Genomic DNA, 12,792 nt, shown 5'->3' with positions numbered 1-12,792 from the left:
ATTTGAAAATTTGAGAATGAGATAATTTGAAAATGCGGGAGCTCCATTTTCAAATCTTCAAATTATCTCATTTTCAAATTAATCGCTGGTTATGATAGCCCTCGCGATGAGCTGCCATTTGCCGTCTTTAAATTCGCAGAGCAGCATGTCGGTACGCTCGCAATTAACGCCGCATGTAACGTACTCACCAATGATGATACGTGTTCCCATCTTGTTCAGGAATATAGGATTAGAAAAAGTGAATACCTTTTGATGCTTAGCTATGAGCTCCCTTGCCCGTTTGCTGTAGTTATTGGTAAAGTCGACCTTTAGTTTACAGTAACGCCAATCAGTCTGCATCATCATCGGCGCATCTTTATAAGTTTCTAATTCTACTTCATTAAGATGATTAGTTATAGATTTCGGCAGCCCACCATACTTGCTTTTATGTATAACACCTGTGGGCAAATTGTATTGCTTTTTATAAAACACAGCGTCATTTGTTTTAGTATGCAAATAAGTGATACGGTCTTTTTCTATCAGCCATTTTAAAAGCGATGTTTCCTGCGCCCTGCCCGGCGGCTGGGCGGAAGCGGTAACGGCAACCATCAACATCAATAAAACCAGCGCATTTTTCATTCCACAATATATGCATTCAGAAATCCATCTGCACATCTAAAATCTGCACATCTGCACATCCGTATTCTGCCAACCTGTCACCACAAAGTAATCCACCCTGCCGCTGTGTAAGTATTCTGCCAATTACATACAATTTTCTCTGCCATTTAAGTATTGGCACAACCCTTGTTAAATAGCGTTGGTAAGCAATACTTAATAAAGAAAAAAATCAATCAATATGTCTAAAATAATTGGAATCGACTTAGGAACAACAAACTCCTGCGTTGCTGTAATGGAAGGCAACGAGCCTGTTGTTATAGCCAATAGCGAGGGTAAACGTACTACGCCGTCAGTAGTAGCTTTTGTGAACGATGGCGAACGTAAAGTTGGCGATCCGGCAAAACGCCAGGCTATCACCAACCCAACAAAAACTATTTCTTCTATCAAACGCTTCATGGGCAACCAGTTTAATGAGGTTACCAAAGAAGCTGATCGTATGCCATACAAAGTGGTTAAAGGTGACAACAACACCCCACGTGTAGAAATTGGCGACCGTAAATATACGCCACAAGAGCTTTCGGCCATGATCCTTCAGAAAATGAAGAAAACTGCCGAAGATTTCTTAGGCCACGAAGTTACTGAAGCGGTTATCACCGTTCCGGCTTATTTTAACGATGCACAACGCCAGGCAACTAAAGAAGCCGGTGAAATTGCAGGTTTAAAAGTTCGCCGTATCATTAACGAGCCTACTGCTGCTGCCCTTGCCTACGGTTTGGACAAAGCACACAAGGATATGAAAATTGCCGTATTTGATTGCGGTGGTGGTACACATGACGTTTCTATCCTGGAATTAGGTGATGGCGTGTTCGAAGTAAAATCTACCGATGGTGATACACACTTAGGTGGTGACGACTTTGACCAGGTAATTATCGACTGGATGGCAGACGAATTTAAAAGCGACGAAGGTGTTGACCTGCGTAAAGACCCAATGGCTCTGCAACGCTTAAAAGAATCTGCTGAGAAAGCAAAAATTGAGTTATCAAGCTCAACTCAAACAGAAATTAACCTGCCATACATCACCGCAGGTGCCGAAGGCCCTAAGCACTTAGTTAAAACTTTAACCCGTGCTAAATTTGAGCAATTGGCCGATAGCCTGATCAAACGTACTATCGATCCTTGCCGTACTGCTTTGAAAAACGCAGGTTACAGCACTTCAGATATCGACGAAGTTATTTTGGTAGGTGGTTCTACACGTATCCCTGCTATACAAGATGCCGTTCAAAAATTCTTCGGTAAAGCGCCTTCAAAAGGTGTTAACCCTGATGAAGTTGTTGCTATTGGTGCTGCTATACAAGGTGGTGTATTAACCGGCGAGGTTAAAGATGTGTTGCTGTTAGATGTTACCCCATTATCATTGGGTATCGAAACTATGGGTGGTGTAATGACCAAACTAATCGAATCGAACACAACTATCCCAACCAAAAAATCAGAGACCTTCTCAACTGCATCTGATAACCAGCCATCTGTTGAGATCCACATATTACAGGGCGAGCGCCCAATGGCACAGGGTAACCGTACCATCGGCCGTTTCCACCTGGATGGTTTGCCACCTGCGCCTCGTGGCGTACCACAGGTAGAAGTAACTTTCGATATCGATGCTAACGGTATATTGCATGTATCTGCAAAAGATAAAGCAACCGGCAAAGAGCAAAAAATCCGTATCGAAGCTTCTTCGGGTTTAACTGATGCAGAGATCAAAAAGATGAAGGATGAAGCAGAAGCAAATGCAGATTCTGACAAAAAGGCAAAAGAAGAAGTTGAAAAACTGAACAGTGCCGATGCGTTGATCTTCTCTACAGAAAAACAACTGAAAGAGTACGGAGATAAGATCCCTGCCGATAAAAAAGGCGCTATCGAAGCCGGCTTAGAGAAACTGAAAGCAGCTTATTCAGCTAAAGACCTTGCAGCTATTGAGCCTGCACAGGAAGAACTGAACGCAGCATGGACAGCAGCCAGCGAGGATATGTACAAAGCATCTGCCGATGGTGGCCAACAGCCACAAGGCGATGCCGGCCAGCCACAAGCTGAAAATGCCGACAACGTAACTGATGTTGATTTTGAAGAAGTGAAGTAATTCGCTTCGGATAAGTATCCAAATAAAAACCCCGGTTGAGCAATCAATCGGGGTTTTGTTTTTTAAAAGCCCCGCCTTCATGCTGAAAATATGCGTCGGAGTAAACCTAATTCCCTCTTTTGGAGCATAGCCGCCTACTTGTCGCTCGTATATTTAACTCACCCCGACGGCCCGCATGCGCGTGCGTCGACCCTCTCTGCTTCGCAAAGAGGGTGAGGAGATAGAAAGAGGATGAAGGAAAGTATAGCCCCCAATGTCTCCCCTTCTTTGCGCAGCAGAGAGGGGGCGGGGGGTGAGTCGACTCGCGACGCGGACATACAGCTATGTTTTGAAACATACAAACCCGTTGCTAAGAATTTTTTTACGGCGGATTTTAATTCCTTCCTCCCCCGCTGGTATCATCATTATTGATGCCGCGCTGGTTCTTTTTAAGGCTGCTGTTCAACTTACCGAATTTATAATTGAAGCCAATACCGAAGGTGCGGAATATCTGATAGTTGTAGGATGTATTGATAAAATCCTGCGTGCGGGTAGAGAAATCCAACTTGATGAATCGCTTGAACGGCCCTTGGGTGTACACGAATATGCTGGCCCTTTTGTTGAACAGCTCTTTAGATGCATTGGCACTGTAACCCAGGTAATAGTTATCGGTACCCTGCAGCAACACATAGCGGCTATCGAAACCTATGTTGACGCCGATGCGGTACCCATCATCAAATTTATAGCTGCTATTGGTAAATACATGGCCCTGGTAGCCCCGGTTTTTAAACAACTGGTTGTTGTAAAAACCCTCCAGCCAAACGCGCAACAGTTCGGCATTTATGTTCACGTTCAGCTTCTTGGTGATAGGGTAGTTCAGGTTCAGATCCAGTCCTAACTGCTTGTTTTTGCCCACGTTGGCGTAGGTGGTGGTGGTAACCGTACCGTTTACGCTGGCTAATTGCTGTATGGTATTATCAGCGAAGGAATAGCTGGTACTGATGTTTACCGAGCCCTTGGCGAAGTTGCCATAGCTCAGCTCGAAGTTGTTGTTAACAGCGGGGACAAGCGCCGGGTTACCGGTAGTGATGTAGTTGGGGTTGCTCCTATCAACAAAAGGATTCAATTGAAAAATGCCCGGGCGTTGGATGCGCTGGGTAAAGCCAAAAGTAATGCTGCTATTTTTGAGGCTGCGCTGTATAGATAACGAGGGTACTACGTTGGTGAAGTTTTGATCGAGGCTGGTACCGGTAGACGAGAAGTTGGCATCTATATTGGTCCGCTCGTAGCGCACGCCACCTTTAACGGTAAATTTGGTCAACTTTAAAGTGTAGGAGTTGTACAGGCTGTACACATCCTGGCGGTAATCGAAAACGTTGTCCTGCGCGGCATCGGGCAGGTATTGCTGGGTGGCAGCATCGTACACATCGGTATGGAAATCGCTGAAGTTGTTGCGATCGATCAATTTACCGCCGGCTTCAAAGGTCACTACTTTAAATGGCTGTATATAATCAAGCTGAGTAGTGTGCTCCTTCGCGCCCGAGCTGTTGAACTGGCGGTAATCTGAAGTATTGCCGGGACTTACGGTGTTGAGCGTGCTGTTACGGTTATCGCTGAATTTGTATGATGCCGTGAGCAGCCTTTCTTTATTCCCCTTAAAACCCAACTGGTAGTTCAGGCCGAAATCTTTGCCCTCGAATTTCCCGTTGCCCACATTGATGGTGGTAAAATCAGTTTCAGTGCCGTTATCGGTTTGTAGGGTAATCTGGTTGCTTCCGGTTGTATTGGCGTTGCGATAGTAGTTGAAAGAGCCGGTAAGCAGGTTAAGACTGTCTGCCTCGAAGCTTAGTTCTGTACTCACATAGTTATTAGTGCCGCTATTAAAGCGGCTCCCGTTTTGTATGATGGAGGATGGTTGCTGCAAAAAGTCGGTTTGGTTGAAGTAGGCGGTGCTGCGTTGCGGGCGCTTGCCTGTGCCGCCAAAACCACTCAGGCCGAATTTGCCTTGTTTTACCGTAAAATTCAGGTTGGCACGCGGACCGTATTCGGAATTATAGTTTGAGTTTATGCCTACATTGTAACCCTGGTCGGCATTCTTTTTGGTGATGATATTGATGATACCCGCAAGGCCCTCCGCATCGTACTTGGCAGGTGGGGTGGTAATAACTTCTATCTTCACGATGTTGGCGCCGGGCATGGCCTTTAGGATATCCGACGGATTGCGCGCCATAATGGCCGACTCCTTGCCGTTCAATAATATTTTGTAATTGCCGCTTCCGCGCAGCTTGATGGCATCGTTAGCATCTACCGAAAGCAGGGGCACCTTGCGTATCATATCCAGCGCGGTAAGGGTTTTGCTTTCCGGGTCGGCCAGCACGTCGTAGCTCAGGCGGTCAACTTCCTGCCTCATCAGCGGCTTTGCGGCCGTTACCGTTACTTCGTTCAACTGGCTGCTTGATGGTGATACCAGCAATCGGCCTAAATCGACGGTTGTGCCTTTCAATTCAATCGCTTTTGTTTTATACCCTACGGAAATCAAGGAAAGCCTGTAGGTTTTCGGCGCGAGGCCGGTAAGCTCGAAAGAGCCATCATCTTTACTAAGGCTGCTTTTTACGGGGGCGTTGGTGGCAATATCGCTTATGGCAACGGTAACGTAGCTAAGCGGCTTGTTAGCGGCAGAATCTATTACAATGCCCTTAATACTGATAGTGGGCTGATTGGTTTGCGCGAAAGCCATCACGCTTAGGAAACAGCCGAACGCTGCCAGTAAAAGTTTTTTCATGTAATAGTGTAATAGTTGCTGAAAAGACGCACAAAAATACGGTTCTGTTGCAGTGGGAAAGGCGTTTTTATGCATTTTTAACTAAACTATTAGGTAACAAAAGTATTACGAATGCGAGGGCTTACCCCGTTAGGGGTTACCGCTTTGTAGAAAAAAGCCAAACAGAGAAATTGCGCCGTAGGTGCACGCCTAATGCCGGTCAAAAAAATCGCCGACGTAAAACAATATTATAGTATCTTTCGGTCATAAACACCATAAGGGAATATGGGCCTATTCGATTTTTTTAAGAAAACACAAGAACCAAAAAGCCAGGAAAGTAAAATTTTGCTGGCAATGCCTATTTTCAACAACGGTGATAGCTTTGACGTTGACAAGATTATAGCACATTTTGAATCGCACTGGGGGATAAAACCTCTGGATAAAGAAGGCAATAACGAAGTTGCTTCATTTAAAATAGATGGGGAAACTTTAGCACTTGCCGAGATGCAGGTACAAATTCCCCGGGCCGATATAGAAGGAACTGCGCAATATGCATACAATTGGCCAAAGGCCTTAGATGACCTAAAACATCATACCGGCCATGCATTTGCAACGCTGATGGCGGGGCAAAAAAGCAGGCGTGAAAGATGTGAAATTTTAAGCAAGGTTTTATACTCTATTTTTAAAACGTCTGATGCTATTGGCGTCTACTTGGGAAGCGAATCGTTACTCATCCCCAAAAAACAGTATATAGACAGTATGGATTTACTCGAAAACGGAGATTTCCCGGTTTCGTTGTGGGTATATATTGGGTTAAGAAAACTGGAAACCGGTAACTGTGCCTACACTTACGGCCTTAAAGAGTTTAATAAGCAGGAGATAGAAATCGTCAATTCAAAACTTAGTTTAGAAGACTTGTACGAGTTTCTATTGAACATTTGCGCTTACATCATTACAAGCGACGTTACATTAAAAAGCGGCGAAACAATCGGCCTGTCGCAAGAGCAAAAAATCCCTGTAATGATTTCAAAAGGCAGGTTTGTTGAGGGAGAATCTATTAAGCTCACATTATAAACCTTCGCAACGGTTTACTTATTAAACTTCGTCATCGTCAGTTCCGTGCCTATGGTGCAGAAGCTTTTTACCATTTCGATGGAGCGGTCTATCAGCGCGGGGAGTTCCGGCAGTTCGTCTTTATCGAAACCGCTCAGTACGTAATCAACCTGACGGCCTTTGGGGTAATTATCACCAACGCCGAAACGCAGGCGGGCGTATTCGTTATTGCCAAGGGTAGCTTCTATGTGCTTTAGCCCGTTGTGCCCGGCCGCACTACCTTTCGGTTTAAGGCGCAGCGTGCCCAATGGCAGGGCAATATCATCTACAATCACCAATACATTTTCTACCGGCACCTTCAGCTCCTTCATCCAATGGTTAAGGGCCTTGCCGCTAAGGTTCATGTAGGTAGTAGGTTTAATGAGGTGCAACATCCGGCCTTTATAGGGCACCTCGGCATAATAAGCATGGCGCATGCTATAAAACTTTTCCTTCTCCTGCTTCACCAGCTCATCAAGCACCATAAAACCGATGTTATGCCTGGTATCAGCATACTCTGGCCCGATGTTCCCTAAACCTACTATTAGATATTTCATTTGGTGAGTGGTGATTAGTGAATGGAGATTGGTTGCATTTTTAAATTTATAACAAAAATAGCGATGGGTTTAAAACCCATCGCTATGATCTGTGTAATCGGTGTAATCACACGATAATCGGTGAAATCACCAAATTATTTTTTACCTGAAGCAGCTTCTTGTTCTGCCTGGCGCAATGCACGTGAGGTAGTTACCGATACGATGGTATCTTCCTGTGCGTTGGTGATGGTTAAGTTTGGCAAAGAGATTTCGCTAACTTTTACCGATTTACCAACTTCAAGCGCGCTGATGCTCACTTCGATGTTATCTAAGTGGTCTTTAGGCAAAGCTTTAACACGCAGTTTACGCAGTTTCTGTACCAGTTTACCACCCACCTTTACACCCGGAGAAGTACCTGTCAATTTCACAGGGATCTCGATGGTCACAGGTTTTTTCTCGTCTAACAACAAGAAATCGATGTGGATAAGCTGTTCCGTCAACGGATGGAACTGTGTATCCTTAATAATAGCTTGTGATGTAACACCAGCAACAGTAATGTCGATGAAATGAACAACCGGAGTGTAAATTACGGCTCTCAAATCAGCTGCGGACACAGAAAAGTGGGTCTGAGTAGCACCACCGTAAAGCACTGCAGGCACCAAACCTTGGTAGCGCAGCTCTTTTGCGTCACGTTTCCCTACGTTCTCCCTTGGAGAACCGCTAATAGCAATTGATTTCATTATTTATTTATTTATTTGTTAGTTCATGGTTCATAGATGATAGTTCATAGCATCTAACTTCCCCACAAAATTTTTAATCTCTTTATTGTTCAAAGGCTCCGGCTATGAACCATCACCTATAAACTATCAACCACTTTAATCTACCTTAAACAACTGGCTTATCGAGCCGTGTTCGTTTACGTTGCTTATCGCTTTCGCAAACAGGTCGGCAGTGGTAAGTACCCTTATTTTAGGGCTGCTGTGTTTCAACGGTATGGTATCGGTCACAATCAGCTCGGTTAATGCCGAAGCTTCTATCGTTTCGTACGCCTTGCCCGATAATACCGGGTGGGTACAAACCGCGCGTACGCTGCGTGCGCCGCGTTCCATAATCAGGCCGGCTGCTTTTGCAAGCGTACCTGCCGTATCGCATATATCATCTATCAGTACAATGTCCTGATCGGTCACATCACCTATAATGGTCATGCTCTCAATTTCGTTGGCGCGTTTACGGCGTTTATCGCAAATTACCACTTCAGCATTAAAGAACTTGGCAAAGCTGCGTGCCCTGTAACTGCCGCCCATATCAGGCGAAGCGATGGTGAGGTTACCCAAGCCAAGGCTTTTAATGTAAGGCACAAATATGATCGATGCATCCAGGTGATCTACCGGTACATCAAAAAATGCCTGTATCTGCGCAGCGTGCAAATCCATCGTCATGATTCGGTTGATGCCCGCTGCTACTAATAAGTTCGCAACCAGTTTTGAGCCGATGGCCACACGTGGCTTATCTTTCCTATCCTGCCGGGCCAAACCGAAGTAAGGGATAACCGCAATGATATAATGGGCAGATGCACGGCGGGCGGCATCAATCATCATCAGCAGTTCCATTAGGTTATCAGTAGGCTGGTGGGTGCTTTGTATCAAAAACACATCGCAACCGCGGATACTCTCGTTAAAATGCGGTTGAAACTCGCCATCGCTGAAACGCGAAAGCACTACGTCGCCAAGTTCCTGGCCATAAGATGCAGCAATATGTTTCGACAGATCCAGCGAACCGGAACCTGCAAATAGCTTAACGGTATTAAACTGTAAAGGCATCTTTTGATTTTGGATGTCGGATGTTCGATTTCGGATTTCACTCCTCATCTATACCCGGTAAACTTAGCAACCTGTATAAAAAACTTCGGATTTCTAATTTCCAATACGGTTAATCCGAAATTGAAAATCCGAAATCCGAACTCTTATTGTTGCCCGACCAGGATTCGAACCTAGACAAACGGTACCAAAAACCGTCGTACTACCATTATACTATCAGGCAATCTCCTGCGTTGCGTTATCCGCCCCGAAAAGGAATGCAAATATAGGACGATTTTTTGGAACTCAAAAGCAAAAGTTAAAAAAGTGTTTTAAACCGTTTAACGCACACTCGCCCATACGTTAAAAAGTGTTAATCGACAGCTTTTTCGCTTAAAAGCATAATTCTTTTGCTAATTTCGACTCTTTAAAAACCTGCATACACAGCATAACACGCTATGAACTATAATAAATACAATAACATTTTTGGTTGGGCAACCTTCCTTATCGCATCCATCACCTACATTTTAACGCTCGAACCCTCTACCAGTTTCTGGGATTGCGGCGAATTCATCGCCTGTATTTACCGCCTGCAGGTGGCCCACCAACCCGGTGCGCCGCTGTTTACCATGATTGGCAAAGTTTTCTCGCTGCTTTCTCTGGGCGATAGGAACCGGGTAGCGTATTTCACCAATATGTCGTCGGCATTGGCCAGCGGGGCAACTATCCTGTTCCTTTTTTGGACCATCACCGCACTCGCCAAAAAGATGCTGGTAAAAGCCGGCGAAGAGATAAGCAACACCAACCTTATCCTTATCATGGGTTCGGGCACGGTTGGCGCACTAGCCTACGCTTTTTCGGATACCTTCTGGTTCTCGGCTGTAGAATCGGAAGTGTATGCGCAATCTTCTCTTTGTACGGCAATCGTTTTCTGGGCCATATTGAAATGGGAGGCCCACGCCGATGAGCCACGGGCAGATAAATGGATCGTATTTATAGCCTACGTAATGGGTCTTTCTATCGGTATCCACTTATTAAACTTACTGGTTATCCCGGCTATCGCTTTGATTATTTACTTTAAACGTGCTAAAAACGTAAGCACCGCAGGCACCATCTTAACATTCATTTTAGGCGTTGTTACCGTAGCTGTTATCCTTTGGGGCGTTATACAGTTTACGGTTAAAGGAGCGGCCTTCTCCGATCTGCTTTTCGTAAACACCCTTGGTATGGGTTTCGGTAGCGGGGCCATCGTGTTTTTCGTGCTGGTAATCGTAGCCCTGGCAGCGGGGATTTATTACACTATAAAACCAACAAACGCATTCCTTTTTATATCGGCGGGCGCATTTGTGGTATTGCTTACCATGAGTGCCGGAATATGGGGCTTTATAGGCTCTGCGATTGTGCTGGCTGTTTTGGAATATGCGCTGAACGTACGCCAAAAACTTGCCGCCCTAAACCGGGTTTTGATATGCGCCGTGTTTATCCTGTTCGGCTATAGCTCATTCGTAATGATCATTATCCGCGCTAAGGCCGGCACCAACCTCAACAACAGCGACCCTGAAGATGCCTTCGCGCTGAACAGCTACCTTAACCGCGATCAATATGGCGACACGCCATTGATGTACGGTGAGTTCTTCGATTCGGAATTGACAAGCCAGAAACCGGGTGCTATACTTTACCGCCGCGGCGACACCAAGTACGAACAGGCCGGCACAAAAATCATTTCAGAATACGACCGCAACACCCTGTTCCCGCGTATGTTTAGCCAGAAGCCTAACCACCCGCAATTTTACCGCGAATGGACCCACCTTGACGCGCAGGAACACCCCACCATGGGCACCAACCTCAGCTTTTTCCTTAGCTGGCAAGTAAGCCAAATGTACACCCGCTATTTCTTGTGGAACTTCGTAGGCCGCGCAAACGACCTGGATGGACAAAACAACACGATAGATGGCAGCTGGATAAGCGGCCTCGACTTCGGCAAGCATCTGCCTGCATCGGTAACCAAAAGCAACGCATACAACCGCCTATATTTTCTGCCGCTGATTATTGGCCTGCTGGGCATGGTGTACCACTTTAAACGCAACCAGCGCGATGCCGGCGTGGTAGTAGTGTTGTTCTTTTTCACGGGCCTGGCCATAGTGCTTTATCTTAACCAGGACCCGCTACAGCCGCGCGAACGTGATTACGCCTACGCAGGCTCCTTTTATGCCTTTGCCATATGGATAGGGCTCGGCGTGCTGATGATTGCCGAAGTCCTTAGTAAAAAACTAAATGCCAAAACAGGCGCTATAGTAGCCAGCCTGGCATGCTTGCTGGCCGCGCCGGTGCTGATGGCCAACCAGGAATGGGACGACCATGACCGTTCTACCAAGCTCACCCCGCACGATATGGCTTATGATTACCTTAACTCCTGCGCGCCCAATGCTATTTTATTCTGCTTTGCCGATAACGATACCTACCCGCTTTGGTACATACAAGAAGTTGAAGGTGTTCGCCCTGATGTGCGTATCGTAAACCTAAGCCTGCTGGGTACCGACTGGTATATCCGCCAGATGAAACAGAAGATGAACGAATCCGACCCGCTGCCGCTCACCATGAGCAACGATAAATTCAAGATGGGCGTGCGCGACGTGATTTATTACGACGACGCTAAACTACCCGGAGCATCCGAACTTAAAGAGGTATTCGATTTCATTACCTCTGATAACCAAAGCAACCAGGTACAATACAACGACGGCCAATGGGGCAATTACCTGCCAACCAAAAACCTGAAGCTAACCGTAAATGCCGATGAAGCTATCAAAAACGGCGTGGTGCCTGCGGCTCTTAAAGACCGTATCCCCGCCCAACTCGATTTTACCTATCCGGGCAAATACGTGACCAAAGACAACCTGGCCATTATGGATATACTGGCGCACAACAACTGGAAACGCCCGATATACTTTACCGTAACCGCCGGCAACGAAAACATGCTTGGCCTGGATAAATACATGTACAACGAGGGTTTTGCTTACCGCCTGCTGCCGCTTAAGCCCGATAGCACCGTTTCGCCGTTGGAGGCTACCAACACGCTGGTAATGTACAACAACGTGGTAAACAAATTCAGGTACGGCCAACTCAAGACCGCCAAAAACCTCGATAATACCTCAACCACTTTGTTTTACCCGGTAATAACACGCATGTTCGTAAGCCTTACCGATGCTTTGGTAAAAGAGGGACATATAGACCTGGCTAAAAGCACGCTGAAGAAATTCCAGGATAATTTGCCCGATGATATGTCGTCGCCTGAGATAGCTATACGCAAGTATTACCTGGCGCAAAGCGCCTATGCCGTTGGCGATGCAACCCTGGGCAATAAGCTTACACAATTGGTTTACGATTACGTGGTAGATCAATTGGCCTACAATTACATCGTTTACCAAAAAGATGCAAACGACGTGGATGTGCATGCTGTACAGCTTTCGTTATCATTGCTTAACAGCATAAAAAGCTTAGCCACCGGCGTAAACCAGCCGGGCTGGGCCAAAAAAGCCGAAACACAGTTAAATGATTATGGCAGCAAATTCTCGGCCTTGATGCCACAAGGGCAAGGGCAGCAATAACCAGCCGCCTTTCTATATAAAAAACAAAAACGCCTCGCCAAACGGGAGGGCACTGAAAAAGTCCTTTTAGAAAAAGAGGTGTAAAAAAGGAGCAGGAAGGATTGTCTTTCTGCTCCTTTTTTTGTATTTTAAAGGTGTATTAGAACGCCTTTCAGATGTTAGCTCAACAACAAAAGATCCAATTTAGCGCGTTTTCGGGATTGTATGATTTGATCGTACCCAAAGACAATCTTCTTCGCAAGATCAATGAACTGATAGATTTTACTTTTATCCTTGAAGAGCTGGTTGACAA

Annotated in this window: 8 protein-coding genes and 1 tRNA gene; 3 read left to right on the top strand and 6 right to left on the bottom strand. The window is 45.8% G+C overall.

Annotated elements, in window-relative coordinates:
- Positions 1-78 precede the first annotated feature (78 nt).
- Complete coding sequence (locus AC1DXC_RS12210; protein ID WP_477459435.1) at positions 79-618, bottom strand: hypothetical protein; 540 nt, start codon at positions 616-618, stop codon at positions 79-81.
- Positions 619-835: 217 nt separating this feature from the next.
- Here AC1DXC_RS12210 and dnaK point away from each other — a divergent pair, with 217 nt between their 5' ends.
- Positions 836-2,731, top strand: coding sequence for a molecular chaperone DnaK (gene dnaK / locus AC1DXC_RS12205; RefSeq protein ID WP_477459434.1), 1,896 nt, complete (start codon positions 836-838; stop codon positions 2,729-2,731).
- A gap of 373 nt (positions 2,732-3,104) precedes the next feature.
- On the opposite strand, the gene AC1DXC_RS12200 is transcribed toward dnaK, so the two are convergent.
- A complete protein-coding gene (locus AC1DXC_RS12200) occupies positions 3,105-5,492 on the bottom strand; it encodes an outer membrane beta-barrel protein (RefSeq protein WP_477459433.1) in 2,388 nt (795 codons plus the stop codon).
- Between the two features lie 264 nt (positions 5,493-5,756).
- Between AC1DXC_RS12200 and AC1DXC_RS12195 the strand changes: the two genes are divergently transcribed.
- Positions 5,757-6,545: a DUF4261 domain-containing protein gene (locus AC1DXC_RS12195; RefSeq protein WP_477459432.1), complete on the top strand. Its 789-nt coding sequence runs from the start codon at positions 5,757-5,759 to the stop codon at positions 6,543-6,545.
- Positions 6,546-6,559: 14 nt separating this feature from the next.
- Here AC1DXC_RS12195 and pth read toward each other — a convergent pair whose 3' ends face one another.
- From pth to AC1DXC_RS12175, 4 genes are all read right to left on the bottom strand, one after another.
- Entirely contained in the window at positions 6,560-7,120 is a 561-nt protein-coding gene (gene pth / locus AC1DXC_RS12190; RefSeq protein WP_477459431.1) for an aminoacyl-tRNA hydrolase, read from the bottom strand.
- A 134-nt stretch (positions 7,121-7,254) separates the two neighbouring features.
- Positions 7,255-7,839 (bottom strand): 50S ribosomal protein L25/general stress protein Ctc, encoded by a 585-nt coding sequence (locus AC1DXC_RS12185; RefSeq protein ID WP_477459430.1) that lies wholly within the window; start codon positions 7,837-7,839, stop codon positions 7,255-7,257.
- A gap of 135 nt (positions 7,840-7,974) precedes the next feature.
- Positions 7,975-8,919: a ribose-phosphate pyrophosphokinase gene (locus AC1DXC_RS12180; protein ID WP_477459429.1), complete on the bottom strand. Its 945-nt coding sequence runs from the start codon at positions 8,917-8,919 to the stop codon at positions 7,975-7,977.
- A 149-nt stretch (positions 8,920-9,068) separates the two neighbouring features.
- A tRNA-Gln gene (locus tag AC1DXC_RS12175) sits at positions 9,069-9,139 on the bottom strand.
- 214 nt (positions 9,140-9,353) lie between these two features.
- On the opposite strand from AC1DXC_RS12175, the gene AC1DXC_RS12170 reads away from it, so the two are divergent.
- Positions 9,354-12,500 carry a glycosyltransferase family 117 protein gene (locus AC1DXC_RS12170; protein ID WP_477459428.1) on the top strand — a complete coding sequence of 1,049 codons (3,147 nt, stop codon included), beginning with the start codon at positions 9,354-9,356 and terminating at the stop codon, positions 12,498-12,500.
- Positions 12,501-12,792 lie beyond the last annotated feature (292 nt).

The sequence above is a fragment of the Mucilaginibacter sp. P2_D11 genome, assembly GCF_056404435.1.
This window is presented reverse-complemented; position numbering and strand designations above follow the sequence as displayed.

What these genes read in the sequence shown, in the direction of transcription:
- AC1DXC_RS12170 (WP_477459428.1), top strand. Translation starts at nt 9,354, where the DNA reads ATGAACTATAATAAATACAATAACATTTTTGGTTGGGCAACCTTCCTT.
- dnaK (WP_477459434.1), top strand. Translation starts at nt 836, where the DNA reads ATGTCTAAAATAATTGGAATCGACTTAGGAACAACAAACTCCTGCGTT.
- AC1DXC_RS12180 (WP_477459429.1), bottom strand. Translation starts at nt 8,919, where the DNA reads ATGCCTTTACAGTTTAATACCGTTAAGCTATTTGCAGGTTCCGGTTCG.
- AC1DXC_RS12200 (WP_477459433.1), bottom strand. Translation starts at nt 5,492, where the DNA reads ATGAAAAAACTTTTACTGGCAGCGTTCGGCTGTTTCCTAAGCGTGATG.
- AC1DXC_RS12185 (WP_477459430.1), bottom strand. Translation starts at nt 7,839, where the DNA reads ATGAAATCAATTGCTATTAGCGGTTCTCCAAGGGAGAACGTAGGGAAA.
- pth (WP_477459431.1), bottom strand. Translation starts at nt 7,120, where the DNA reads ATGAAATATCTAATAGTAGGTTTAGGGAACATCGGGCCAGAGTATGCT.
- AC1DXC_RS12210 (WP_477459435.1), bottom strand. Translation starts at nt 618, where the DNA reads ATGAAAAATGCGCTGGTTTTATTGATGTTGATGGTTGCCGTTACCGCT.
- AC1DXC_RS12195 (WP_477459432.1), top strand. Translation starts at nt 5,757, where the DNA reads ATGGGCCTATTCGATTTTTTTAAGAAAACACAAGAACCAAAAAGCCAG.